This window comes from Arthrobacter sp. FW305-BF8 (genome assembly GCF_021789315.1).
In the GTDB taxonomy this organism is placed as follows: Bacteria; Actinomycetota; Actinomycetes; order Actinomycetales; family Micrococcaceae; genus Arthrobacter.
This window is the reverse complement of the sequence record NZ_CP084561.1, coordinates 2469023-2495892: the sequence shown is the minus strand read 5'-3', so window position 1 is coordinate 2495892 and position 26870 is coordinate 2469023. Positions and strand designations below refer to the sequence as shown.

Below are 26870 nucleotides of genomic sequence, written 5' to 3'. Positions count from 1 at the left end.
GTTCGGCTGTGCCCGCAGCGAAATGCCACCGCCACGGTGACATACCGCTGTCGCAGTGACATGCCGCTGTCGCAGTGACATGTCGCGCTGCCGCGGGCACCAGCACAGATGGAAGGCACCCATGACAACCATGAGCCGCCCGCCGGCGGACCCCTCGGAGCTGCGCCGCACCCGAAGGCAGCGGCTGCACAGCTGGCTGCTGCTGGGCCTCCAGGACAGCAAGGGTTCCCACCAGGGACCCGGCGGGCTGACCGCCGCCCACGAGCGGAAGCATCCGTGGTGGCAGGTCATGTGCCTGACCGGCGTGGACTACTTCTCCACCCTCGGTTACCAGCCCGCCATCGCCGCGCTAGCGGCCGGCGTCATTTCCCCGCTGGCCACGCTGGTCCTGGTTGCCGTCACCCTGTTCGGGGCACTGCCGGTGTACCGCCGCGTGGCGGGCGAAAGCTCCCACGGCGAGGGGTCCATCGCCATGCTGGAGCGGCTGCTCCCCCGCTGGGGCGGCAAGCTATTCGTCCTGGTGTTGCTCGGCTTCGCGGCGACGGACTTCATGATCACCATGACTCTCTCCGCCGCCGACGCCACGGCGCACCTCATCCAGAATCCGTACGCCCCGGTATGGCTGCAGGGGCAGGAGGTGACGGTGACCCTCGTTCTCCTGGCCCTGCTCGCTGCCGTGTTCCTGCGCGGGTTCAAGGAGGCGATCGGCATCGCCGTCGTCCTGGTGGCGGTCTATCTGGGACTGAACGTCGTGGTGGTGGCGAGGGCCGCCGTCGAAACGCTGGGCCACCCGACCGCCGTCGGGGACTGGTGGCAGGCCCTGGGGACCTCGCACGGCAACCCGGCGCTCGCCGTCGCCATAGCCCTGCTGGTGTTCCCGAAACTGGCGCTTGGCCTGTCCGGCTTCGAAACCGGCGTGGCGGTCATGCCGCAGGTCCGCGGCCGGGACACGGACACGGAGGAGAACCCGGCGGGCCGCGTCGAGGGGACCCGGCGCATGCTGACCACCGCCGCGCTGATCATGAGCGCGTTCCTCATCGCCAGCAGCTTCACCACGGTGATCCTCATTCCGGCAGCCGAATTCGAGCCGGGCGGCCAGGCCAATGGGCGTGCCCTCGCCTTCCTGGCCCATGAATACCTGGGGAACGGGTTCGGCACCGTCTACGACCTCAGTACCATCGCCATCCTGTGGTTCGCCGGGGCGTCGGCGATGGCCGGGCTGCTGAACCTCGTGCCGCGGTACCTGCCGCGCTACGGGATGGCGCCGGAGTGGGCCAAGGCCGTCCGGCCCCTGGTCCTGGTTTTCGGCCTCATTGCCTTCCTGGTCACCGTTCTTTTCGAGGCCGACGTCGACGCCCAGGGCGGTGCCTACGCCACCGGCGTGCTGGTGCTCATGACCTCCGCGGCCGTGGCTGTGGCGCTGTCCGCGCGGCGCCGCCGGCAGCGGAACCGTACCGTGGGCTTCGGGCTGATCGCGCTGGTGTTCATCTACACGACTGTCGCAAACGTTGTTGAGCGGCCCGAGGGCATCCGCATTGCCGCGTTCTTCATCGCCGGCATCATCGTCATCTCGCTGCTGTCCAGGATCGGGCGGTCCTTCGAGCTGCACGCCACCCACGTCCGCCTCGACCGGACGGCGCTGGAATTCGTCGCCGCGGACGAGAGCGGCCCCATCGGCATCATCGCGCACGAACCGCGCAGGCTGACGGCGGAGGCGTACCGGCAGAAACTGACTTCCGCCATCGAGGTAAGCCACCTCCCGGTCCACTATGAGGCGCTGTTCCTGGAGGTGATCGTCGACGACTCGTCCGACTTCGAGACCGAACTGCAGGTGAGGGGCGTCGTGCGGCACGGCTACCGGGTGCTGGAGGTGCACGGGCCCGTGGTGCCGAACACCATCGCCTCCGTGCTCCTGCACATCCGGGACGTCACCGGGCTCATGCCGCACATCTACTTCCGCTGGACCGAGGGCAATCCGGTGGTGAACCTGCTGCGCTTCCTGTTCCTCGGCGAGGGTGAGATCGCCCCGGTCACCCGGGAGGTGCTGCGTGAAGCCGAACCGGATGTCACCAGGCGTCCATGGGTGCATGTGGGGTGAACACTTCCCCTGGCCCCTGAACATGCGGGGTGCAGGCGCGGTGCAATGCGCATGGAGCATTGCGTGTTGCGTGCGCGGACGGACGCCGGGCCGTAGGCTCAGCGCATGGCGAAATTCTTTGATGTCCACCCCGAGGACCCCCAGCCCCGCGCGATCTCGCAGATCGTGCAGCTCCTGCGATCGGGCGGGCTGATCGCCTACCCCACCGACTCCTGCTACGCCCTCGGCGCCCAGCTGGGGAACAAGGAGGCGCTGGACCGGATCCGTTCCATCCGCCAGCTGGACGACAAGCACCATTTCACGCTGGTCTGCCGGGACTTCGCGCAGCTGGGGCAGTTCGTGAACATCGGCAATGACGTGTTCCGCAGCATCAAGTCCGTCACGCCGGGCAGCTACACGTTCATCCTGCCGGCCACCAAGGAGGTCCCGCGCCGGCTGCTGCACCCGAAGAAGAAGACGGTGGGTGTGCGGATCCCGCGGCACAACTTCGTGCAGGCGCTGCTGGCCGAACTCGGCGAACCGCTGCTCTCCAGCACGCTGCTGCTGCCGGATGAGGAGGACCCGCTGACCCAGGGCTGGGAAATCAAGGAGCGGCTGGACCACGTGGTGGACGCCGTCATCGAGTCCGGCGACACCGGCGCCGAGCCGACCACCGTGGTCGACTTCTCCGGCGGCACCGCCGAAGTGGTGCGTCGCGGCACCGGCGACCCGTCCCGGTTCGAGTAGGGGCGGGCTCAAGTAGGGGCCCCGGGGAGGGGCCGCGCCCGCTACTCCGGCTTCTTCGCCCTGCTGGGCTGGACGCGCGGCGGCTCGCCCGGCATCTTGGGGTAGTCCGGCGGGAACGGCAGTTCACCCAGCCCGTTCTTGACGTCGCGCTCCCACCATTCCAGCAGCGTGTCGATGGTGCCGGGCTTTGCGTGCATGTCCGCCCAGGGGTCCCCCACCGTTTTCAGCCTGTCCGGCACGGTGAGGATGGTGAAGTCCCTGGGCCTGACGTCCGCCAGCTCGTCCCAGGTGATGGGGCAGGACACGGAAGCGTGCGGAAGGGCACGGGGGCTGTACGCGCCGGCGATGGTGCGGTCCCGGTTGGCCTGGTTGAAGTCGACGAAGATGCGCTCGCCACGTTCCTCCTTCCACCAATTCGTGGTGACCTGGTGCGGCATGCGCCGCTCGAGCTCCCTGGCGGCAGCGATCACGGCGTGGCGGACATCCAGGAACTCCCGGGTCGGCTCAACAGGGGCATAAACGTGCAGGCCTCGGTTGCCGGAGGTCTTCAGGAACGCGTCCAGCCCTGCCTCGGCAAGTACCTTCCGCAGTTCCAGCGCGGCGGGGATGGCGTCGTCGTAGTCGGTGCCCGGCTGGGGATCGAGGTCGATGCGCAGCTGGTCGGGATTGTCCGAGTTGTCCGCACGGGACGGCCAAGGGTGAAAGACCACGGTGTTCATCTGTGCGGCCCAGACGGCGGCGGCCGGCTCGTCCAGGACCAGCATGGGATGCGAGCGCGCGCTCGGAAAGGTGACCTTCACCGTGCGGATGAAGTCCGGCGTTCCCTTCAGCGGGTTCTTGGAGAAGAACTGCTCGCCGTCCACGGTGTCCGAAAACCGCTGCAGCGCCACCGGTCGGTCGCCGTTGGCGCGGATGAAGGCCTCCCCCACGTCTACGAAGTAGCGCGCCAGGTCCAGCTTGGTCAGTCCCAGTTCGGGCCACAGCACCCGGCTTGGACTGGAAACGCGCATTTCCCGGGGGCCGTCGGGCCCGTCGACACTGATGGTGGTCTGTTCACTGGCCATGGGGACAACCTACCCCGCGCGGCCCGCGCCGTCAGCAGTATGCCCGCCGCGATTCCCGCCCTGTCATTGGCGGACCCGCCCCGCCAAAGTGAGTCCCGCCGTCGGGCACTGAGAAACATCTGCCCGCTCACTGGGCAGCGGCGGGGCCATCTGTAAGGATGAAACACACCGGGCGCCGCCAGGCGCAGAGCATCCGCGAAGGAGACCCGTTCCATGGTTGAATCCCCGAGTCTGGACGCCAGCCAAGGACCATCGGCTGCCGAGGAGTCCGGTGAGTCACGGCCTTCCGTGGCAGCGGAGGCGGGCAACCGCGAGCTGTTCAGCCTGGCGGCCGGGCAGGCGGGCCTTAAACCGGGCGGCCGGGACTGGACCGCACTGGAGCAGCGGTTCGACCGGCATTTCCCCGACCTGGCGAGGCTGTTCCGTTCGCTGTACGGAACCCGGCCTGACATCGAGGAGCAGCTGGCGGCCCTCGCGCGAGAAATCGCCAGCTCCTGGAAGGAGCGGCCGGCAGACCTGAAAAAGCTCGACGCCGGCCGTGAAGGCAACAGCGACTGGTTCCAGTCCAACCGCATGCTCGGCGGCGTCTGCTACGTGGACCGGTATGCGGCCGATCTGGAGGGCGTCCGGGCCCGCATCCCCTATTTCAAGGAACTCGGCCTCACCTACCTACACCTCATGCCGCTGTTCCTGGCCCCGGAGCCCCTGTCCGACGGCGGCTACGCCGTGTCCAGTTACCGCGAGGTCAACCCGAAGCTCGGCACCATGGACCAGCTGCGCGCGCTCGCTGCCGAGCTGCGGGCCAACGGCATCAGCCTGGTGGTCGACTTCATCTTCAACCACACCTCCAACGAGCACGAGTGGGCGCAGCGGGCCGCAGCGGGCGATCCGCGCTACAGCGACTACTACTGGATCTTCCCGGACCGGGCCATGCCGGACGCGTTCGAGCAGAACGTCCGCGAAATATTCCCGGAGGACCACCCCGGCTCCTTCGTTCAGCTGCCGGACGGCCGGTGGGTCTGGGCCACCTTCCACACGTTCCAGTGGGACCTGAACTACTCCAATCCCGAAGTGTTCCGGGCCATGGCAGGGGAGATGCTGTTCCTGGCCAATTTGGGCGTGGACATCCTGCGTATGGATGCGGTGGCGTTCATCTGGAAGCAGCTGGGGACGCCGTGCGAGAGCCTGCCCGAGGCGCACACCCTGCTCCAGGCCTTCAATGCGGTCTGCCGGCTGGCGGCGCCGTCCCTGCTGTTCAAGTCCGAGGCGATCGTGCACCCGGATGAGGTTGCCCTGTACATCGATCCGGCCGAGTGCCAGCTCTCCTACAACCCGCTGCAGATGGCGCTGACCTGGGAGGCGCTGGCCACCCGCAACGTCTCGCTGCTGGCCCAGGCCCTGGAGCGGCGGCACACCATTGCGCCGGGAACATCCTGGGTGAACTACGTGCGGAGCCATGACGACATCGGCTGGACGTTTGCCGACGAGGACGCCGCCGAGTTCGGCATCAACGGCTTCGACCACCGCCGGTTCCTGAATTCGTTCTATGTCAACCGGTTCCCGGGCAGCTTCGCCCACGGCGTGCCGTTCCAGGACAACCCGCGGACCGGTGACTGCCGCATCTCCGGCACCACGGCGTCGCTGTGCGGACTGGAAGCCGGGTCGGCTGAGGCCATCCGCCGCGTCCTGCTGACGCATTCGGTAGCCTTCAGCACCGGCGGTATCCCGCTGCTCTACCTGGGCGACGAGGTGGGGCAGCTCAATGACTACGGCTATGCGCGGGAGGATGGTCACGACGCCGACAGCCGGTGGGTGCACCGGCCGCAGTTCCCTGCCGAAAAGTACGCGAAGCGGCTGGACCCGGCCACCCCTGAGGGGGCCGTATATGCGGGGCTGCGGCGGCTGGCGGAGGTCCGCGCGGCGACTCCCGAGCTGGCCGGCACCCGCCTGCTGCCGTTCTCCACGAACAACGCTGCGGTGCTCGGCTACCAGCGTCCCGGCGAGGGAACGGTGGTCCTGGCCCTGGCAAACTTCAGTGACGCGCCGCAGGTGGTGTCCGCGGACACGCTGTCCGGGTTCGCGGCAGAGGCTTTGGACCTGTTTTCCGAGGAGCCGGTCCGGATCGACGAGGGGCTGGTGCTGCGGCCGCAGGACTATGCCTGGCTCCGGGTGGTCCCGGCCTCCTGAGAACTCTTGCCGGCGTCCGGGCTTTGCGTCCGAATCCGTCCGCTCGGATCAGGCATGATGGAGTCATGCCCACCGCTGACTCGCCCATCACCATCGCCGTCGGCGACGGCCACGTCTCCGGCGCCTACGCGCGGCCAGCCAATCCGATCGCAACACTGGTGCTGGCCCACGGCGCCGGTGCGGGCATGGAGCACCCGTTCATGCGCGGGTTCACGGGCGCATTGAACGACGACGGCGTGGCCACCTTGCGCTTCAACTTCCCCTACCGCGAGGCGGGCCGGAAGTTCCCCGACCGCCCGCCGGCAGCGATCGCCACCTGGCGGGCGGCGATGGCCGAAGCGGCGGCCCGGTCGGAGTCCGCCGGGTCGGAGTCCGCCGAGTCGGAGTCCGCTGGGTCGGCGGAACCGATTTGGGCGGCCGGGAAGTCGTTCGGCGGCAGGATGGCCTCCATGGCGGTGGCCGAAGGCATGCAGGCTGCCGGTCTCGTCTACCTCGGCTACCCGCTGCACCCGCCCGGCAAGCCGGAGAAGCTCCGCGACGAGCACCTCTACGGGGTGCAAACCCCCATGCTTTTCCTGCAGGGAACCCGTGACACCTTCGCCACCAAGGACCTGTTGGAAGGTGTGGTGTCACGGATCGGACCGACCGCCACGCTGCAGTGGTGCGAGGGCGGCGACCACTCGTTCGCGGTTGCCGGAAACAAACGCAGCGCCGAAGACATCGGCGCCTCGCTGGCGGCTCCGGTCGCCGCGTTCCTCCGCGCCAACAGTCCCGCCAACAGCCCTGCGGGCGGCTAGAGCCTAGGCATGCGCGGCCGCTGGCGCCACGTTGCCCGGGACGGGTTCGTGCCGCAGGTAGCTGCGGCGGAACCGGCCCGTGCCGGCGGTCAGTGCCCGCAGCTGCACCGCATACCGGAGGAGTTCCCCGTCCGGGACCTCGGCGGTGACCTCCGTGGCGTCCCCGCCGGACGACGTCGTGCCCGTGAGCCGGCCACGGCGGGACGAGAGGTCGCTCATGACGGCGCCCACATACTCATCCGGGATGCTGATGGTGACGGCGGAGACGGGCTCCAGCAGCTGGATGCGGCCGGCGGCTGCGGCCTCGCGGAGGGCAAGCGCACCGGCGGACTGGAACGCGGCGTCCGAGGAGTCAACGCTGTGGGCTTTGCCGCCCACCAGGGTCACCCGGATGTCCACCACCGGGAAGCCAGCCGAAACTCCCTTCTGCATCTGCGACCGCACGCCCTTCTCCACCGAGCTGATGAACTGGTTCGGCACCACTCCGCCCACGGTCTTGTCCACGAACTCGAAGCCCGCCCCGCGTTCGAGCGCCTCCACCTCGATGTCGCAGATCGCGTACTGGCCGTGGCCGCCGGACTGCTTGACGTAGCGCCCGTGCCCGGCGGCCGGGGCGGCGAAGGTCTCCCGCAGCGGCGTCACCACGGGCACAGTCTGCAATTTCACGCCTTGGTCCCGCAGCCGGTCCAGGACCACCTCGCCGTGGGCCTCGCCCATGCACCACAGGATCAGCTGGTGGGTTTCCGAGTTGCGCTCAACCCGGAGCGTCGGATCGCCGGCGGCCACCTTGCCCAGGCTCTTGGCGAGGGCGTCCTCATCGCTGCGGGTGGCGGCCTCGACGGCGACCGGCATGAGCGGTTCGGGCATGTCCCAGGCGGTGATCAGCAGCGGCGCGTCCTTCGCTGACACGGTATCGCCGGTTTCGGCGCTGCCCAGTTTGGTGATCGCGCAGATGTCGCCCGCCACCGCGTACGGCACCGGCTTCAGGCTCGCCCCCATTGGGGAGTAGAGGTGGGTGAGGCGCTCGTCGCTGTCGTGGTCCTCATGGCCCCGTTCGGCCAGGCCGCGGCCGCTGACGTGCACTGCCGAATCCTCGCGCAGCGTGCCGGAAAAGACGCGCACCAGGCAGACCCGCCCCAGGAACGGGTCCATGGTGGTGCGCACCACCTCACCGGCCAGCGGCCCGGCGGGATCGCAGGACAGCGGCCCGGCCGGTTCCCCGGCCAGGTCCGTCACATCCGGCACGGCATGCTCCAGGGGTGTCGGGAACGCCCGGATCAGCATGTCCAGCAGCTCCGTGATCCCCAGTCCGGTTTCGGCCGAGGTTGGCAGGACCGGGAAGAACGATCCACGCGAGACTGCGGTTTCGAGGTCGCCCACCAGGACGTCGACGTCGATATCCTCCCCGCCGAGGTAACGGTCCATGAGCGACTCGTCCTCGCTTTCGGAGATGATGCCCTCGATCAGCGTGCCGCGCTCTGATTCCACGGCTGCGAGCTCATCCGCAGTGGCCTCGCGGACCGCGGGCGCCGGGGACTCGCCGTCGTACTCCGAGACCTGCCCGGACAGCAGCCCCAACAGTCCGGCGGCGCCGCCGTCCCCGCGCACGGGCAGGTACGCGGGCACCACCGACTGGCCAAAGGCGCTCTGGCAGGCGGCCAGGGCGGCCTCGAAATTCGCGCGCGGGTGGTCCAGCCGGCTGATCACCACCGCCCGGGGCGTGTCCAGCTGGGCGCACTCCGCCCACAGCGCGGTGGTGGCGGCGTCGACGCCGTCCACGGCCGACACCACGAACAGCGCCGCGTCCGCAGCGCGCAGCCCCGCCCGCAGCTCGCCCGTGAAGTCCCCGTAGCCCGGCGTGTCCAGCAGGTTCACTTTGACGCCGTCGTACATCAGCGGCGCCACCGAAAGCACCACGGAGCGCTGCTGGTGGATCTCAGACGGTTCCGCATCGCTGACCGTGTTGCCGTCGACGATCGAACCCATCCGCGGGATGGTCCCGGCCGCGGCGAGCAGGGCCTCGAGCAGCATGGTTTTGCCGGCCCCGGAGTGTCCCACAAGCGCGACGTTGCGGATGCCCTCAGGCTGGTCCACCGGCGCTCCGGCCGACGCGTCCGCCCGCCGGAGATCGGAACTGCCGCGGCCCGGACCCTTGCCCCGGCCATTAGTGCCCTTTACCGACATGACCATCTCCCGGCGTGCTAGTCGTGAGCCGCCAAGCGGCCTTGGTAAGACGATTCGACACCTAAAGCTGCTGATCAGCAAGGGGTCCCGGCCCCGCAACGCCAGTCCGACCGCGGGGCGGCGCGGCTCCCCGGGGCCGGGACCGGCGCTACGTAATGACCGTTGCGGCGTCCTGCCCGTAGGGGGACGATGGATACCGTGGCCGCACGGCCGGCCCATGCCATCCGACTAGTCGCCAGGGAGCGGTCGATGAGTGCGTGGAACGAAAATATCGGTGCAGGATCATCCGGGCTGACAGCGGTGACCGTGGTGGAAGGTTCCTCCTTTTGCATCTCCGCCGAGAGCGGGGACGTGTTTCCCGGCCAGCCTCAGGGCGCTTTCTACCAGGACACGCGGATTCTGTCCCGCTGGCAGCTCACGGTGGACGGCGTTCCGCTGGAACCGCTGTCCGGCCAGACGCGGGAACCCTACCGGGCTGTGTTCGTCGGCAGGCCCCGCGCGGCCAACGGTGCGGTGGAGAGCCCGCTGGTGGTGGAGCACAGCCGGCAGGTGGGGCCGGGCCTGCGTGACGACATCAAAGTCCACAACTACTCGGAACAGCCGCGGACCTGCCAGATCCAGATCAAGGTGGACGCCGACCTGAGTGACCTGTTCGACGTCAAAGGCGGAAAGGTGGTGCCGTCCGCCGAACACAGCAGGAACGTCCGGGCGGACGCCCTGCAGATTGACGCCATGCGCAACGGCATCCACCGCGGCGTGGTCATCAGCGCCCGCGGCGCCACGGTCACGGAGGACGCCCTGACATTCGACGCCGAACTGGCCCCCCGCGGTGTGTGGACGGCCAGCGTGTTCACTACCCCGCTGGTTGACGGCGCCGGGCCGGCGAAGCCGTTCACGCATGAGTCGGCTCCGCACGTGGGCGCCCAGCGCTACGCCGCGTGGGAGGAGCACGTTCCCCGTCTGACCGTGACGGACAAGAACGTGGAGAAGGTCCTGACCCGCAGCCAGGAGGACCTGGGCGCCCTCCGGATATTCGATCCCGACCACCCGGAGCGGGCCGCCGTCGCCGCAGGGGCGCCGTGGTTCATGGCCCTGTTCGGCAGGGACTCCATCCTGTCCTCCTACATGGCGCTGCCGGTGGATCCGAAGCTGGCGGCCGGAACCCTGCAGACCCTCGCCTCCCTGCAAGGCCAGAAAGTTGATCCGGACACCGAGGAGGAACCCGGCAGGATACTGCACGAGGTGCGGTTGGGGGTCACCGCCGGACTCGCGCTCGGCGGCAGCCAGGCGTACTACGGCACCGCGGACGCGACGCCCCTGTTCGTGACACTGCTGGCGGAGTTGGGGCGCTGGGGCCTGGCGGGCGACCTGCTGGACTCGCTCCTGCCGCATGCCGACCGGGCCCTGGAATGGGTGGAGCACTACGGGGACCGTGATGGCGACGGTTTCGTGGAGTACCAGCGCGCCAACGAGCATGGCCTGCTGAACCAGGGCTGGAAGGACTCCTGGGACGGGATCAACTTCGCCGACGGCAGGTTGGCGGAGGCCCCCATCGCCCTGTGTGAAGTGCAGGGCTACGTCTACAGCGCCTACCTTGGACGCGCGCTGCTCGCGCAGCAGCTGGGCGACGAGGAGACCGCGGCCAAATGGAACCGCCGGGCTGCAGAGATCAAAGCCGAGTTCAACGAGAAGTTCTGGCTCCCCGAGCGGGGATACTTTGCCGTGGCCCTGGACAAGGACAAGCGTCCGGTGGATGCCTGCACCTCCAACATGGGCCATTGCCTCTGGGTGGGAATCGTCGACGCCGACAAGGCGCCCCTGGTGGCCAAGCGGCTGATGTCGCCGGAGATGTTCACGGGCTGGGGAATCCGGACGCTCGCCTCGGACATGGGCGCATACAACCCTGTCAGCTACCACAACGGTTCGGTGTGGCCGCACGACACAGCGCTGGTGGCTGCCGGGTTGATGCGGTACGGGTTCGTCGAGGAGGCCACGCAAATCGCCACGGGCCTGTTCGATGCGGCGGAACAGTTCGACGGGAGGCTGCCGGAACTCTTCTGCGGATTCTCCCGGGACGATTTCCCCGACCCCGTCCCGTTCCCCACGTCCTGCTCGCCGCAGGCCTGGGCATCGGCCGCTCCAGTGCACCTGATGCGGACCCTCCTGCGCTTCGATCCGCTGCTTCCCCGTGCGGAGGTCTGCCTGGCCCCCGTGCTGCCGCCGGGGTTCGGCAGCTTCCGTGCCGACAACGTGCAAATGGACCATTCCCGGATCACGTTGAGCGCCGCCGGCAGCGAGGGATCCATTGACGGCCTGCGCGAGGGCCTGACAGTTCTGCACGAACCGCGGCCGCCGCTGGAGCGGCTGATGGCACCTTGAGGAACACAGCGCCTTAAGGAACATGGTGCCGTAGCCCGGTCCACTCAAAAACTGAATGGTCTCAGTAGTTAATCGGTCAAAGTACATCCGGACAAGGGAGCTGCGGATGCGTATCGGTTTGATTGCGGGGCCTTGGTATCCGATTCCCCCGGCTGGGTACGGAGGCACCGAACTGGTGGTCGACGCCCTGGCCAGAGGCTTTACGAGGGCGGGCCATGAGGTGCTGCTTGCCGCTGCCGCGGACAGTACCTGCCCGGTGGATCGGCTCCCCGGGATGCGTTCCTCCGAACCCGACCTTGTTGGATTCACGTCCTCCGAACTCAGCCACGTCGTCAACGCGTATGCCGGGATGGACGGCATGGTGGACCTGGTGCATGACCACACCCTCGCCGGGCCGCTCTACCGCGGCCGTCCCGAAGGGCTGCCGGTGGTGACCACCATCCACAGCGAACTCACCCCCTCGTTCGCCGCTGTCTATGGCGCAGCAGCCCGGGACACCACCCTGATCGCCATCTCGAGGAGCCAGGTCAGCAGCGCGCTGGCAGACCGGGTGACGGCCATCATCCCCCACGGCATGGAGGTGGCCGGCGTTCCGGTGGGGCACGGGCAGGGCGGCTACGCGTGTTTCCTTGGCCGGATGTGCCCCGACAAAGGCGTCGTCGAGGCCATCAGGGTGGCCCAACTGGCCGGGATTCCGGTCCGGATCGCCGCGAAGATGCGGGAACCGGCCGAAGTGCAGTACTACCACGACGTGGTGGAGCCGCTGGAGGGCCCGGACGTGGAGTTCCTGGGCGAGGTGGGCGGCGCGGAGAAATACAAACTGCTCGGGGAAGCCATCGCACTGCTCAATCCCATCCAGTGGATGGAACCATTCGGGCTGGTGATGATCGAGGCGATGGCCACCGGCACCCCCGTCGTTGCCACACCCATGGGCTCAGCGCCCGAGATTGTTGACAACGGGGTCAGCGGCTACCTGGCGTCCTCGCCGGAGGACCTTGCCGGCCTCCTGGTGCGCGCGGCGGACCTGGACCGCAGGGCAGTGCGGACCCAGGCCGAAGACCGCTTCAGCACCGAGCGCATGGTCGACGCCCATCTGGCTCTCTACGCCCGGCTGACCGGGCTGCCCGAAGACCCGAATGAAGAGCTGCGGACCGCCGGGACGGGCCCTGGCGGCAACAGCCGAAGCCGCCGATAGTCATTTCCGCGTTTTGGTCCGCGCCGTGGCCGTCGCGGTCCATGGGTCCTCGGGCCAGGGGTGCTTCGGATAGCGGCCCCGCATCTCAGCGCGAACCTGCGCGTACGGCCCCGACCAGAAGGAGGCGAGGTCGTCCGTGACGGCCAGCGGCCGCCGGGCCGGCGACAGCAGGTGGAACTGCACCGCCACCCGTCCGCCAGCGAGTAGCGGCGTCCGGTCCCAGCCGAAACATTCCTGGAGCTTGACGGCGACTACCGGCCTGCCGCCGTCGTCCCCGGCCGCGGGGTAGTCAATCCTGACGCGGGAGCCGCTGGGCACCTCCAGGAACTCCGGAACGAGCTCGCCGAGACGGGCGGCGTCCGGCCACGGCAGCAGCCGCCGCAGAGGATCCGTCAGGTCAACGCCGGAGGTAGCGGCGCCACCGGCCAGCGCCGCCAGTTCCGGACCGAGCCAGTCATCGAGCCGGGACAGCAAGGCCTGCTCGGACATGTCCGGCCAGGGTTCGCCCAGTTCCCGGTGCAGCAGGGCGAGCCGGCGGCGCATTCCGTCGGCCGCCGTCGACCATCCGATGGCTCCCAGCCCCTGTTCCTCCACCGCCCGGGCCACGGCGGCGCGGCCCTCGCCCGCGGACGCCCGCACCGGTGTGGAGGAAAGCGAGATGGCGCCCAGCCGCCGTTCCCGGCGGGCCGTCACCCGGCCCTGACTGAATGTTGCCTCCACCGAGTCGAGCAGCAGGTGCGCCGCAGCGGCCTCGGCTGCGTCCGCTGTCAGCGGAGCGGCGGAACGGATCACTGCGCCGGTCCCGGCGGCGTCCCGCCCATCGGCGCGCGCAACCTCGGCCACGGCCAGCCACTCATATCCGGCGAGCGGGCTGCCGGCGGGAAGGCCGGCCCGGGTGCCGGAGGTCAGCAGGTAACGCTCCGGCCCGTCCCCGGATACCCGGCGGGCCACCCGGTCCGGGAACGCCAGGGCGACCACCAGACCGATCTGTTCGGCGGTTCCGGCCGGCACGGCGAGCACCGGCACATCGAGCACCGGCACATCGACGGTGGGAAGCCCGACGCCGGTCCCCGCCTGGCGCGCCAGGGTGTCCAGCCGCCGCGCCTCCTCGCCCCACCGCTTGGAGGCGGGATCCTTGCCGGAGCGGAGCGCCGAAACCAGCCGGGGCAGGTCCGCTCCGTTTGCGCGCTGGTCCCCCGCGACGGCGGCCACCACCTCCGCGGCAGTTCCGTAACTCTTAGTCCCGGAACCGGCGCGGCCGGCCGAACCTCCGCCCAGCAGCGCTGACCCGACCAGGAGGGCGCGTCCCAGGCGCGGATCGGCAGGGATGCGCGCCAGGGCTTTGCCCAAGTCCGTCGCGTGGCCGTCCTCCGCCACCGCGCCAAGCTCGCGCAGCACCTCGACCGCGTCGTCCATCGCCGCCTGAGCCGGGGCGTCCGGAAGGGCCAGTCCGCGGCCGCCCGGTGAGCCCCAGCAGGCCAGGATCAGGGCGGCGCCGGTCAGGTCGGACACGCCGATCTCGGGTGTCTGGTGCGCGGGCGCTGCACCGAGGGTCTTCTGGTCATAGCAGCGGACCACCTTCCCCGGCCCCTGCCGCGCCGCACGTCCGGCCCGCTGCTCGGCGGAGGCCCGGGAGCAGGAGACGGTGACCAGGCCGGTCATGCCGCGGCCGGCGTCACGGCGCGGTTCCCGCGACAGCCCGGCGTCAACCACCAGCCGGACGCCGGGCACCGTCAGCGACGACTCGGCGAGGCCAGTGGAGACGATGATCCGGGCGGGATCGCCCGGTTGGCGCCCGGACACGGCACGGTCCTGGGCGGCGGGGCTGACCTGGCCGTGCAGTTCCAGGATTTCGACGCCGGAACCCGCTCGGCTGCGCAGCCGGCCAGCCACATGGGACACCTCCCACGCGCCCGGCAGGAACACCAGGGCGTCGGTGCCGGGATCTGCGGCAAGGGCTGACGCGTAACTCGCGGCGGCGGTGTCCGCCACATGGTCCAGGAAGGCGCGCGTCACGCCGCGACTGTCCAGCCGCGCCACCGGGGCGGGCGCCCATGCCGTTTCCAGCGGGTGCAGCGCGGAGGGGCAGTCGACGACGGGAGCCGGCCCGCCGCCGTCGGCCTCCTCGCTGTGCTCGCCCCCGGGATCCGCGCCGAGCAGCGCCGCGAACCGCGGAGCGTCGAGCGTGGCTGACATGGCGACGAGCATGAGGTCGCCGCGCAGCTGGCGCACCTCGGCGAGCAGGCCCAGCAGCAGATCGGTTTCCAGGCCGCGTTCGTGCACCTCATCGAGGATGACGGCGGCCGTGCCTTCCAGGCCGGGATCGGCCAGCAGGCGGCGCAGCAGGATGCCGGGGGTCACGAACTCGATCAGGGTACCCGGACCAGCCTGCCGCTCACCTCGGACGGTGTACCCCACCCGGTCCCCCAGCTTCGTCCCATCGAGTGAAGCGAGGCGCCGGGCCGCCGACCGGGCGGCGACCCGGCGAGGCTGGGTCACCACGATGCGCGGCTTCCCATCCCTGGCGGCTGCCTGTGCCAGGTTGGCAACCAGCGGAGGCACCAATGTCGTTTTGCCGGTGCCGGGTGGAGCCTGAACTACCGCAGCTCCTCCGTCCCCCTGCTCTTGGAGCACGCTGGCCAGCTCCGCCAGCGACTCCGCAAACACCAGGCCGGTGCCGATGGTCAGCAGGTTGAATGGGGCCAAAGGTGGCAGGGCGCCATGTGGGGCATCTTGCGGGAGGGGTGCGGAAGTCACCACTCCATTGTGCCGCTCGCTGAGGGTGGCACCAGGCACGCGTGCGCGTCTTACCCCAACCCGGCGAACACCAGCCGCGGTGCTGGCGCTCGCAGGTACGGCCCCGGCGTCGTGCTCCAGCACGCGTGCCACCTGCCGCCCTCTACGCTGATCGAGCTCACACCCGCAATCATCCGCGGGCGGCGCATAGCAGCCGCGCAGGCCTGGGCAACGGAGCGTACCCCGCGCGGCTTGCAGCACGCGGCTTCCTAAGCAGCTGTGTACGATGCCCAGTCGGGCCACGGATCCAGCGGCAGTGCTGAGCCTATGCTGTCGAAATCGCCGGGGTCGACGAAATCGTCCGGGTCGATGAATCCGTCGGGATCCTGCCAGTCCGGTTCCGACAAGTATTGGCCGGGCGGTGGTTCTGGCCAGCGGGGTGGTTCCCAGTCCTGGCACTCGGCCGGGTAGGACCGTCCCATGGGTGAGATCCAGCCCGGTGTGGCGTCCCGGGTGGCGCCGACTGGTTGCCATGCTGTGGCGTGTTTGAGGCGGTGGTGTTTCGGGCAGGGCTGGCCAAGGTTGGCGACGCCGGTCCCGCCGCCGTCGGCCCAGGCCAGGAGGTGGTCGGCGTCGTTGTCCAGGGAGTGGTTGTTGCAGTTGGGGAACGTGCATTTGGCGTCGCGGAGCCGCAGCCATTGCCGCATTGGTTTGGTGAGGCGGTAGCTGGTGCGTCCGATCTCCAGCGGTGCACCGTCCCGCGGGTCGGTGAGCACGCGGAGGAATGACGTTGCGCCGTCGGCGACGAGCCGGCGCGCCATGCTGGCTGGGATCGGCCCGTACCCGTCGAGTGTGGCCGGCTCATCGGACAGGCCGAGCAGTGAGAACACCGGAACGGTGATCAGCACCTGAGCCCGCGGGGACGGGACACCTCCGGCCAGCGCGTCACCGGCCAGCACCCCACCGATCATGGCATCACCGGCCGGCACCTCACCAGCCGGGACGGAGTTTGCCGTCAGGGGAACTTCGGGCAGGGATCCTGCGGCCGCACCTTCAGTCCCACCATCAACTCTCGAGCCCGCCGTGAGCAGCCACGTGGCGAAGGCGTCGACGCGGAGCTGGGTCAGGGTCCGGGTTTCGGTCGGACCCTGCAGGGCGCGGGCGGCGGCGGTGGTGCGGTTCCAGATCCCGGCGGCCTGGTCCGCGGGCAGGTACGCCGAGAACCAGGCCATGCCGTCCCGGTCCGGGACGTACTCCAGCCGCCGGTCCTTCGCACTCTTGGCGTGCCGGGTTTCGAGGCTGACCGGATGATGCCGTTCCCGCCAGTACCGGGCCTTGGCCCGAAACCTCGCCGGCGTCAGCTCCCCCGCCGCGCAACCCCGCGCGTACCCGGGCGCGTCCGGGTCCAGGAAATGCGCCTCAAAAGCAGCGGCCGCTTCCGGATCCAGCCCTTCGGTTTCGTCGCACATGATCCGCGCGTGCTGCCACGACAGTGCTCCTGACCCCAGCGCGCCCAGCACCAACGGCAGATCCTTGCTCAGTTTGGCGGATTCGACCAGCAACCGCTCCGCAGACCCCTCACTAACGGTCAGCGCGCCAGCAACCTCAGCGGTCACCGACATCCGCCGGACGGTGCGGTCCTGCACGGACGCGCCAGGCGGAGTCATGGCCTCCTCCGCCGCGGAAAAGCCGACGGCAAGCTGCACCTTCACGGCCGCCAGCCGCGCCTCCATCCTCGCCACCCCAGCCAGACCGTCCAGGCACACATCCGCCTGCTCCCCCAACGGATCCGCCTCCGCCTGCGGCGATTCCGGCTTATCCGGCAGCAAATCCGCGCCGGCCGGACCCGGATCAGCCACCCGGCGGAGCTCAGCAGCCAGCGAAAGAGCGGAGGCACTGATGGCCTCCAACGTCTTCGCAACTGCCTCGCTATCCATACCCACAGCATGACAGGGGGCTACGACATTAAGGGACGGAAAGAGCACCACAAGCGGGTCAATCGATAAAGTGCTAAACCGGAACGGGAGCCCAAAGTTGGTAAAACTTGCGGAACCGCAAGAAGCGCATAATGGCATCATCCACAGGCGAAAGACCACGACGGCGGCCAGGGACAGGGAGGTCCGGATGCTGAGGCTTCCGCGCATCACAGTTGAGGTTCCGGTGCTCGCTGTGGGCACCAGACCCGCGGACTACGAACAGCTCGCCGCCTACGCGGACGGGCTGCGCAGGCCGCAGGGCCTGCACATGACCCTGCTCCACATCGGCATCCTGGAGGACTTCGCGGCCGACGTTACAGACTGGACCAAGGGCGCCACGGATCCGGCCGCGGCCGCCGTCAAGACCGCAGACTGGCTGCGCAGCCTGCCCGTGCTGGAAGGCTTCTCCGGAACGGCCGAGCGGCTGGTTCTACTGGGCGGCGGCAGGGTGTCCGGACTCGAGGTGGACGTGCCCCAGGGCGTGCGGGACTTTCAGGTCTCCCTCGTCCAGGCCCTCCATGAGCTGCTGGATGACCTGCTGGTGGACAACCCCGATGACTTCATCCTCAGTTCCCGAGCCCTGGGCTACAGGTATCCGCGGTGGCGCCCGCACGTCGCCGTGGGCAAGCCAAGGGCACAGGGCGGTTCTCCGCGCGGCGGTGCCTGGGAGATCCGGCCACTACCGGTCGAGTTTGGCCCGTCGCAGATCAGGAACAGGCACCTGCTGCCGCGCCCTGAGCCTGCATAGCCCTCGCCCCTGGCGGTCACACCCCGTCAAGAAGCCGGCGAACCGCTTCCGACGGAGCGAGTCCCGTGTCCGACTTCAGCAGAGCCTGGTATCTCTCGAAGGCCCGCAGCGCCGACACGGTGTTGCCCTGCAGTTGCTCGGCCTGGATTTGGAGGCCAACTGCCCGCTCGTATAGCGGCTCCAGTTCCAGGGCCGCCTCGGAGGCTTCCAGGGCAACGTCATATTCGGAACGCGCCAGCGACTCGCGGGCAATGAAGACCATGGCGTGCAAGCGGTCCTGGCGAAGGCGTGCCTGCTCGACGACAATCCAGTCTTCGTACCACCCCGGGAGCAGATCCGCCTGGCGCAGGTCATGGAGGCAGGCAGCCGCATTACCGTTGAGCCCGGCCTCGCCCAGCTGCAGGATCCGCCAGCGGATCCGGTGAAGATCGACCTCCACCACCTCGCTGAGGGACAGCACCGCACCGTTGGCCGACAGCAACCCCGGCATCTGCCTGTTGACAAGATGCACACTCACGCGGAGGCTTTCCATGGCCCTGCCATCGGAGTGCTCCGGCCACAGGAGGCCGGCCAGATAGTTCCGCGGGCGCGGACCCTTCACGGCCAGCGCCGTAATCAGCCGCTGTTGTCGGGTCGGGACGTGGACGGCATCGGCACCGGACAGGAGTTGCCACGACTGACACAGCCCCAAATGAAAGTCACCATAGCCACCGTTGCCCATGGTTGCCCCCAAATTCAATTAATGAGAGATCTGGGATAGATCTACGGAACGAGGATCCGCAGTTGCGTGAATGATGTCAATCATCCCCGCCATTTGAACGTCATTCCGGTTACAAAACCGCTCTCATGCGTATCACTGGCCTCAGGAACACCTCTGCTCCCAGGCCCACCGCCCGAGCCCCCCCCCGCCGCACCATTCCCGGACGGCCGACTGCCGACTATCACTTAGCCGGCTCCCGCATGGGCTATATGCCCCAGGGTGGAGGCGGCGCATACTGGGACGAAAATCGTCCAGTTCCAGGGGCTACTTTGGCTTATTCAACATTGGGACAAGCGGCCGCTTCACACTTGCGCAGCGCCATCAGGATCACGCCGGACGAACGCGCGGCCACACTTCCGCCCTATCTGCGGGGCATCAACCTTCCGCGGGGACTGGCGGAGATTTACGTCCAACTGCAGCAGGCTCCCGGCGATCCGACGATCCTGCAAAATCTTGCAGCTGCCGTTGACGCCGAGGCGTCCGCGGAGCCGGCATTCAGGAAGTCAGTGGAGCGCTTTGTGCGGGAAAGGCAGCGCCCGCAGCCGGTTCGCCTGCAGGTGCTTGGCCCGGCCCAAACTCCGGATGGCAACGGGCTCACGCCCGCTTTCGGCCGGACCCTGAGGATCGCGCTCGCCATGCGCGGCGGCGTCAGCCTTGCCGTCTGGATCGGTGGCTGCGTGGCGGAACTCGATATTTTGCGGCGCCTCCGGATCTGCAGGCCCGAGGAGAGCGCTGACCCTGCCAGTGACGAACTCACCGCTTTCTACCTCAGCGGGACCGATGAAATTGCGAGCGACCCCCTGGCCGCTCCCGTGCTCCGGCGGGCACAGGCATACGCGTCGCTGCTGGTGGAGGCCCAATATGACAGGGTGGAAATCGACATTCTGGCCGGCGCCAGTGCCGGCGGACTCAACTGCATCCTCTACGCGGTGGCGCAGATGGTGGGCGCCGCACCCGACGAGACCATCCTGAAGACGTGGCAGCGCGACGGCGGCCTCCAGGAGCTCATGCGTCCCCCCGGACTCAGACGCGTCAAGTCCATCCTCCGCGGGGACGAATACTTCTTCCCCCGGATCCGGCAGGCACTCGAGCGGATCTACAGTACCGACCACCGGCATGAATCCCTGGTCCCCGAGCACCTGACCATCGATCTGTCCGCGACCGTTCTGGACAACGAGCTTTCCCGGAACCCCGATGTACAGGAGGGGCGCGGAAGTTTCCACTTTGAGGGTCGCAATACAGCGACAGGGACCGCCGGGGCGGCCGCCGCCGGACCTGTTCCCGGCAACCGGATCCCGGCCCGGAACGGCCCTGACACCCCCGCCCACACCGCTGCCACGGCGCGGGAGGTGGCCGCCGACCTGGCGCGGCTCGCCTATGCTGCAAGGTCCACGTCGTCGTTCCCAGGTGCTTTTGAACCCGCCACCATCTACTCGATGGAGGGCAGCGAATACCTCCACCCGCCGCCGGATCAGCCCGATATGCGGCATGCCTTCGGCTCGCATCGCTCATCCACCACCGAGCGGGAACAGGCCGCCTTCCACGTGGTGGACGGCGGCGTGTTCGACAACATCCCCATCGGACGGGCACTGACGGCGGCGCGCGGCCGGGTCTCACCGCGGCCGGCTCACAGGGCACTGCTCTACCTGGACCCTGATGCCGTAAGGGACCCCGTGCCGGTAAGCCGAAACGAGAACATCTCACAGTTCGTCAATGCAGTGGGAGCCTCCCTGCTGCGGCTGAAGCGCCGCGAATCACTTGACTCGGAGGTCAACCAGTATGTCGACTACGTCAACACCCTGTCCCTGAACCTTGGCCGTTCTGAGGCCTTGGCCGCGGTGCTGTCCGAGCGCTGGTGCAAGGAAGTCGGCTTGGAAAGGCGTCGCGCTTACGTCCGCTACCGTGCCACCTCAGACGTGGACATGTTGACCCAGCTGCTGACGCGGCCTGATGAGTGGCAGGTTGCATCTACCGCCACAGACCGCCGCAACTTCCGGGCCCGTGGCAGCGACGAGCTAGGCGGATTCGACTCCCAAACGGGGCAGGTATACCAGTCCATTTCGAGGCAGGACGAGGGGACGGCCCAGTTCCAGCTGATCACCGCGGACGCCCAGGCCTTGCTCGATGCGGCGCAGTGCGCGTTCTCCTGGCTGCGCCGCATCGAGACGGAATCCTTTCCGGAGCAACTTCGGAACAGCCTCACGTCCTTCGACGAGCTTCGCGCCGGCGTCTACGGTGTCATCAACAATGCGGTTGCTGCCCGGGACAAGGCCTTCTGGGCTGTTCTTGACAGATCATCGGACTGCGAACCCGGTGTTCTTCACGAGGAAGTCATTTCAGCGTGGCTGTCGGCTGCGGAATCGGACCGCCCGGATCTCAGCGCCTGCTGGAATGCCCTGCAATCCCATCTGGATGTGCTCATCGGGTACAGCGCGAACCTGACAGCCAGGGCGGAGGACGCCAGCCGGGCGGAGTACGGACTCCGTGGGTGGCTGGAGACCCCCTGGCCGCACTTAGCCAGGATGGTGCTCTCCCCCTCAGATGGCAGCAGGTTCTCTGCCCGCGACCTGGCACCCGCCCTGGCCGCGGCGGGCATCCCCCCGGTGGTGGCGAGGATCCGGTACTGGAGGATAGGGAGCGACGAGAAGCCCGGCCATGCGGAAGACTACGCCCTGCTGAAGGATGGCGAGCACCGGAGCATGGTGGCGTTCGTCCTCAGAAACCCTCAGCTCAATCAGCGGGTCGCGGCAGCACTCCTTGACTCCGACCCGGCAGACGTTCCCTCACTCTTCAAACTTGCCGGCAATACCCTGGCCAATTTCAGTGGCTTCCTGTCCCGGGAGTGGCGCGAAAACGACTGGTGGTGGGGACGGCTGGACGCGGCGTCTGGCATATCCCGTTTCCTCGAGACGCTGTCCGTGGACGTCGGGCCCCGCATCCCCGAGCTAGACGGGGACGAGGAAAATCTCGACGAAGATGCGGACGAACCGCCCCACGGCTCCAGGAACCGGGTGTCCTGGCTTCAGGACAGGGTCACTGAACAGCAATTCAGGCTCACACACCCGTCCCCTGAGAGCAGAAGGACCGCACGGCAGTCGATCCGTGCCGGCGCCGACCGGCCATCCGACCTGAGCGCTTCCTACCGGTTGCTGCTGATGTCCCGTGGACTGCGGGTGCTGTGGCGGGCACGGCCGGACGGGAAGCTGGCCACCACACTGGGGGGCTGGCTGCTGCACGTCCTGCTCGTGCCGCTGTTCACTGTACTGCCCGCCGTCGTCCACCCCGCGCGGCTGGCCTTCATTCTGGGGTTTGGCTACGCTGGCCTGTGGGTTCTGACCCGGCCGGAAGATGTTGCCTTTGGCGCTCAGCCGTTGTACCTCTATCCGTGGCTGGCACTTCCCGGTGTCCTCTTTCTCATCCTTGCGGCGGTGGCCCTCAACGACGGCTGGCACCGGTGGGGCCCCGTCCTTGCAGCGCTCGCCGAAAACCCTTCCCTGGCTTTGCGGTCCCGGGACTGGCAAGCGGCTGCTTCGAGAAGAGCATTTGCGGGTCCTCTGGCCGTGACGCTGCTGCTGGTACCGCTGGCGCTGGCAGCGAGCCAGGCACGGCAACTGATGGTGATCAGTTGCTTGGCGTTCATGGCGGGGCTGGTAATCGCCACGCGGCAGTGGGCCATGTCCGTGCCTGCGCTCATCCACGGCAAGCATCCGCGGCTGGATCAGGCGCTGGCTACGGCAGGTCTGCTGCTGGCCGTCTTCGTGCCCCTCGTCACCGAGCTCATGCACTGGTCGGCCGCACGCGACTGGCAGAGCCTGGTGGTTCTGGCCGGTGCCCTGCTGGTCGTGGCGCTGGCTCTCACGTGTGACTGGCTGACGCTGCCCGGTGCCCTGCTGACCGGTGTTCTGGCCGCAACGGCGGGACCCCTCGCTGCCTGGGCGGTCTGGGGAGTTCTAGGAACCCTGCGCCAGTCGGAGCGCACCCTCCTCTGCCTGTACGCCGCCGTGGTGGTCTGGGGACTGGTGGTCTGGTGGCTGCCGGAGATCACGCGGATGGTCCGGCACTGCTCCGACGCTGTGGTTACCGTACCGCGTCCTGTGAACCGTCAATAGCCGCTGTCACCACTGGATGCCGGCAGGGCTGTCCAGCGGTTCCCGGGCCAAGAGGGATTCCGGCACCGGGAACGTATCCGCGTTACGGAGCCCCTCAGGGAACCGCAGGCCCGTGCGTTCTTCGACTTCGCTGACGCCCACCTGGAAGACGCGGAATTCGTCGAGTTCAAGCGCTTCGAGCTGATTGAGGTTCTGGGTCAGCAGGAACCCCCGCCCCTTCAGCTGCCCGTCCTCGACGAAGGCGACGATTTTCCAGTACTCCCTTGGCAAGGGGACCGTCCGATAGACCCGGTCGTCGTCCTGGAAGACCGGACCGCCAAAGACGCTGACCCTCAGGTCCTCAACTTCAACGTCGGCGAACACCGCGTCCTCTATGCGACCCCAGATCCCGCTTCGGCTGCTTTGGTTGAAATCATCCATCTGCGGCGTGATGTTGGTGTAGAAGAAGGAGTCCCGGTTGGCCCGATCCGCCTCGGCAAGGTCGCCCCACAGCAGATCTGCGCGCCGGGCCAGATGACCGCGGTCCAGGCGGTTGTCGCTGTAGAGTTCGTTTCCGCATTGGAACTTGGCGGGGATTCGGGGGTCCTTGGTGAAGTTGAGAGCCTTCCGGGGGATCTTTTTCAGCGCGGTGCCGTCAATGTTCCAGGCGACCCACCTGGCAAACCGGCGGGACGCGCTCATTGCCAGCGAGAAGTGGGTGTACGGAATAACTTCATGGCCGTCCAGCAGAACCGCGTCGTCCGCAAGCGAGGCGGCCAGGGCAGGCAGACCCACCCGCACGCCAAGGAAGGCGGCGTCATAGCCGCCCCCTGCTTCACCGGGAACTGCTTCACCCGGAAATGCTTCGGGCGCGGGCGGCACCAGAGTGATCTCCAGCTTCTCGAACACGGATTGGGGCAGGCAGGCCAAGGCATACTCGTCGGTGGTGGCACCGGTCTCGCCGGCAAAGTGCAGTCCAGCCAGAACGGTCCCGGGCGATCCATTGGCGTTCTTGAAGATCCAGGCTGAACCGGAGTCCCCGCCCCGGCTGATCTCGCCGTCGTCTGGCAGGTTTTGCTGATCCAGGCCTATCTCGAAGCCTCCGATGGCATGTTCGCCTTCCGTGCCGTAGGTCAGCTTGGCGATCACGTCCACCCGGCGGACCACGCCATGGGTGACGCCCGTGGTTCGTCCACTCTTCATGACCTTATCGCCAATTTCCGGCTCGCCCAGTTCCTGCGGCGCCGTACCGATGCCGAGGATTTCGGGCTCGATGCCGCGGCCCTCAATGGTCGCCACCGCACAGTCACCGGCGACGCCAAGGTGGGAGCGCTTGAGAACTCCGAGGCGGTTCCGGTCGACCCGGTTGTCGTCGTGGGGTCCCGGCTGAACCACGGTGTCCCCCAGCGCGCCGCCCGGACCGTTCAGCACATGCCAGTTACTCAACACCAGTGGTGCTCCGTCTGTCTTGTCATAGACGATGCAGCCAATGGTCCCGGCAGTGCCCCGGGTGTGGGCGACACTGATTCCCGGGAGCACCGGGTCAGCACGCACCTTTGCTGCGGGCGGCTCAGCTTCGGCCACAACGCGGAACCCGGGCCGGTAGCTCCGCTGGATCACGTCAGTCGGAACGGCGACGCCGTCGACCATAATGCTTTCGGGAATGGGCGCGGTGTCCAGCGCTCCCAGGTCTTCCGGAGCAGCCTTCTGGTCGACGGTGAACTGCAGGGCCAGTTCCCCGGTTGCTGTACCCTCGCTGACTTTGTAGCCCACCCCGATGGAGGTGATGTTGGGGTCCTTCAAGTACTCGGCTCCCCGCGTCCGGATGAACTGCCGCAGTGCCTTAGCGATCTTCTCCTCAGCCGGGCTCTTCTTTCCCGAGGACGCCTTGCTGGTGGTCATTGCCCTGTCCTTTCAAGTGAGAGGTCCTTTCACGTCGGCGCAGCTGCGCGCACCGGTCCCGCCGGGCCCCAACTGGCGGAACGACCGCGGCCGTCAGGAGCCGCCTCCCGAGAGGGTGTGGAGCAGTTCGAGCGTCCGGTCCCGGTAGTCCCCGCCGGCGATCTCGAAGGATTCCGGCGCGCTTCCGGCGCCGTCCAGGGCCGCGAGGGCGGCACCGGCCCGCTCCTGGAGGTCTGCCACCTCCTCCGCGGTATGCGGGTAGAGCAGCTGAAGGCCGCGCCGGTCCCCGGCGGAGAGGTCCTGTCCGTTGCCGGACGGAGCACAGCTGCTCGGGTTGGACTTGTAGAAAAAGGCGGGAAAGCTGTACAGCATCACCGATTGGGTATCAAAGGGGCCGGCGACGGCGGCAGGATCGTCTTCAGTGCGCAGGTTGTGGTCCACCTTGGCGCGGGGCCAGTTGTTCGGCGGACCCGCAAGGAAGGTATAGATGCCCGGGCGGCGCCCGGCGGGATCGGGCACGAAGACCCCTTTTGCATTCCTGGACGGCACGTAATCAGGATCATCGTCCCACCTGAACTCCTGCTCGCAGGTGCCGCGCATGTTCTGGTGGGAATGGTGGAAGGCCAGGGCGTGCAGGAATTCGTGCCGCACGGTGCCTTCCCATTTTTCGGGCCGGTCGGTGATGTACCCGCCCAGATTCAGGCTTCGCTGGTTTGGTCGGCCGCCTACGGAACCGCCCGGGGAGCCAATCGTGGCGTCGCTGCTGTCGGTGCCCACCAGCGAAAAGTAGCCCCCCATGTTGAACGCGACCCGGATTTCCGCCGCATAGGCGATATCGTCCTCATGCCACCGCCGGTACTCCCCGGTGGCGTCCAACCCGAAGTCCAGTTCGAGGTTGCAGGCATCGGTAATCTGCTTCGTAGCGCCGGCTATGTCGGCGTGGAGGGCGGTATCCCCATCTAGGAAAGCCACCCGAACCGCGGAGCCGGGCATCCAGCGCGCCAGATCCGAGACGAGGAATTCCAGGGCGGCGCCGCTGCCGGCCACCTGGTTCCGCCACGCATTCCGGACCTCGAGTGAGGCAACTACCTCGTCCGGAAGTGATTCCAGTTTCACTGCAGACCCTCCTACGTTGCTTCCAGCCGCTCCGAAAACGCAAAAAGCCCGCGTAGGAGCAGGACAGTAACGTATGCGGTCAACCGTTACTGCAGCGTTACAGCCTTCCCCCGTGCCGGCATCCAGCGGCGGAGCCATTTGCAGCCAGCCGGAAAACGTCAGCCATCTGGCGCAGAAAGCCCGTTGGCTGGATTATTGGAAATGCCACCATCGTGAGGTGGCAGGGGACCCGAGGGGGACCGAAAATGACCGAAGAAAAACCCCCCAGCTGGTGGGTAACTTTGCCGGGCATTGTCACGGCGGCCGCCGCGTTGCTCACCGCGGTGACCGGGCTCCTCCTTGGCCTGGGTCAGCTCGGGGTGTTCAACGCCGCCAAAGCGCCAATTGTGTCCGGCCAGGCCACCGGCGCGGCGTCCCCGCAAACAGGAACGTCCACCCATTCCGGCGCCTCAGACCGGCCCGGCAATACGGCATCCAGCCCCGGCAACACGGCACCGGGTGAAGGCCCGGGATGGACTGTCACACTGCCGGAGCAGCGCAAATACCGCTCGTCGGAGGTGGAATACGAGGTCCTCAGCGCGGAGGCCCGGCCCGACGTGGATGGGAAGATCACCCTGACGTTCTCGGTGCGCGCCACCAACCACGGCAGGTATGACCTCAACTTCTGGGATTCCACCTTCCGGCTCAATGTCGCCGGCGTCAGCGTCGCCCCCGACTCGGGTTTGAACGAACTGGTCTCAGGTGACTCGAGCAAATCCGGCGATGTCAGCTTCACCGTCCCGGCGGAGACGCGTGAAGCCGCATTGCGTATCAAGTTCCTGCAGGGCGAGAGCACGGTTAGTGTGCGTGTGGCCTCGCCCTAACCGGAACCAGCAGTCCTGACTAGTTCCTGCCCTGAGGCCAGGGGCGCCCCG

Annotated in this window: 16 protein-coding genes; 9 read left to right on the top strand and 7 right to left on the bottom strand. The window is 68.0% G+C overall.

Features of this window, described 5'->3' with window-relative positions; genetic code table 11:
* Nucleotides 1-121: 121 nt before the first annotated feature.
* Complete coding sequence (locus LFT45_RS11070; RefSeq protein WP_236803265.1) at nucleotides 122-2098, top strand: amino acid transporter; 1977 nt, start codon at nucleotides 122-124, stop codon at nucleotides 2096-2098.
* 105 nt (nucleotides 2099-2203) lie between these two features.
* Nucleotides 2204-2824 carry an L-threonylcarbamoyladenylate synthase gene (locus tag LFT45_RS11065; protein ID WP_236803264.1) on the top strand — a complete coding sequence of 207 codons (621 nt, stop codon included), beginning with the start codon at nucleotides 2204-2206 and terminating at the stop codon, nucleotides 2822-2824.
* A 41-nt stretch (nucleotides 2825-2865) separates the two neighbouring features.
* Here the strand turns inward: LFT45_RS11065 and ligD are convergent, their stop codons facing one another.
* A complete protein-coding gene (ligD, locus tag LFT45_RS11060) occupies nucleotides 2866-3888 on the bottom strand; it encodes a non-homologous end-joining DNA ligase (RefSeq protein WP_236803263.1) in 1023 nt (340 codons plus the stop codon).
* Between the two features lie 213 nt (nucleotides 3889-4101).
* Here ligD and LFT45_RS11055 point away from each other — a divergent pair, with 213 nt between their 5' ends.
* Entirely contained in the window at nucleotides 4102-6075 is a 1974-nt protein-coding gene (locus LFT45_RS11055) for an alpha-amylase family protein (RefSeq protein ID WP_236803262.1), read from the top strand.
* Between the two features lie 65 nt (nucleotides 6076-6140).
* On the top strand, nucleotides 6141-6872 hold the full coding sequence (locus LFT45_RS11050; protein ID WP_236803261.1) for an alpha/beta hydrolase family protein: 732 nt from the start codon (nucleotides 6141-6143) through the stop codon (nucleotides 6870-6872).
* Between the two features lie 3 nt (nucleotides 6873-6875).
* Here the strand turns inward: LFT45_RS11050 and LFT45_RS11045 are convergent, their stop codons facing one another.
* Complete coding sequence (locus LFT45_RS11045) at nucleotides 6876-9056, bottom strand: elongation factor G-like protein EF-G2 (RefSeq protein ID WP_236803260.1); 2181 nt, start codon at nucleotides 9054-9056, stop codon at nucleotides 6876-6878.
* 249 nt (nucleotides 9057-9305) lie between these two features.
* Here LFT45_RS11045 and LFT45_RS11040 point away from each other — a divergent pair, with 249 nt between their 5' ends.
* Both LFT45_RS11040 and LFT45_RS11035 read left to right on the top strand, forming a co-directional pair.
* Entirely contained in the window at nucleotides 9306-11435 is a 2130-nt protein-coding gene (locus LFT45_RS11040; protein WP_236803259.1) for an amylo-alpha-1,6-glucosidase, read from the top strand.
* 106 nt (nucleotides 11436-11541) lie between these two features.
* Nucleotides 11542-12630 (top strand): glycosyltransferase family 4 protein, encoded by a 1089-nt coding sequence (locus tag LFT45_RS11035; protein ID WP_236803258.1) that lies wholly within the window; start codon nucleotides 11542-11544, stop codon nucleotides 12628-12630.
* Here the strand turns inward: LFT45_RS11035 and hrpB are convergent, their stop codons facing one another.
* Both hrpB and LFT45_RS11025 read right to left on the bottom strand, forming a co-directional pair.
* Nucleotides 12631-15387 carry an ATP-dependent helicase HrpB gene (gene hrpB, locus LFT45_RS11030; RefSeq protein ID WP_236803257.1) on the bottom strand — a complete coding sequence of 919 codons (2757 nt, stop codon included), beginning with the start codon at nucleotides 15385-15387 and terminating at the stop codon, nucleotides 12631-12633.
* A gap of 248 nt (nucleotides 15388-15635) precedes the next feature.
* Complete coding sequence (locus tag LFT45_RS11025; RefSeq protein ID WP_236803256.1) at nucleotides 15636-17303, bottom strand: HNH endonuclease signature motif containing protein; 1668 nt, start codon at nucleotides 17301-17303, stop codon at nucleotides 15636-15638.
* A 187-nt stretch (nucleotides 17304-17490) separates the two neighbouring features.
* On the opposite strand from LFT45_RS11025, the gene LFT45_RS11020 reads away from it, so the two are divergent.
* Nucleotides 17491-18090: a hypothetical protein gene (locus tag LFT45_RS11020; protein WP_236803255.1), complete on the top strand. Its 600-nt coding sequence runs from the start codon at nucleotides 17491-17493 to the stop codon at nucleotides 18088-18090.
* Nucleotides 18091-18106: 16 nt separating this feature from the next.
* Here the strand turns inward: LFT45_RS11020 and LFT45_RS11015 are convergent, their stop codons facing one another.
* A complete protein-coding gene (locus LFT45_RS11015; RefSeq protein ID WP_236803254.1) occupies nucleotides 18107-18607 on the bottom strand; it encodes a bacterial transcriptional activator domain-containing protein in 501 nt (166 codons plus the stop codon).
* 551 nt (nucleotides 18608-19158) lie between these two features.
* Here LFT45_RS11015 and LFT45_RS11010 point away from each other — a divergent pair.
* Nucleotides 19159-22959 carry a DUF3376 domain-containing protein gene (locus tag LFT45_RS11010; protein WP_236803253.1) on the top strand — a complete coding sequence of 1267 codons (3801 nt, stop codon included), beginning with the start codon at nucleotides 19159-19161 and terminating at the stop codon, nucleotides 22957-22959.
* A gap of 6 nt (nucleotides 22960-22965) precedes the next feature.
* Here LFT45_RS11010 and LFT45_RS11005 read toward each other — a convergent pair whose 3' ends face one another.
* Both LFT45_RS11005 and LFT45_RS11000 read right to left on the bottom strand, forming a co-directional pair.
* The gene (locus LFT45_RS11005; protein WP_236803252.1) at nucleotides 22966-24840 is read right to left on the bottom strand and encodes a DNA/RNA non-specific endonuclease; all 1875 of its coding nucleotides are present in this window, start codon (nucleotides 24838-24840) and stop codon (nucleotides 22966-22968) included.
* Nucleotides 24841-24933: 93 nt separating this feature from the next.
* Nucleotides 24934-25956 (bottom strand): hypothetical protein, encoded by a 1023-nt coding sequence (locus tag LFT45_RS11000; RefSeq protein ID WP_236803251.1) that lies wholly within the window; start codon nucleotides 25954-25956, stop codon nucleotides 24934-24936.
* 245 nt (nucleotides 25957-26201) lie between these two features.
* Between LFT45_RS11000 and LFT45_RS10995 the strand changes: the two genes are divergently transcribed.
* A complete protein-coding gene (locus tag LFT45_RS10995; RefSeq protein WP_236803250.1) occupies nucleotides 26202-26819 on the top strand; it encodes a hypothetical protein in 618 nt (205 codons plus the stop codon).
* The last annotated feature ends 51 nt before the right edge of the window (nucleotides 26820-26870 follow it).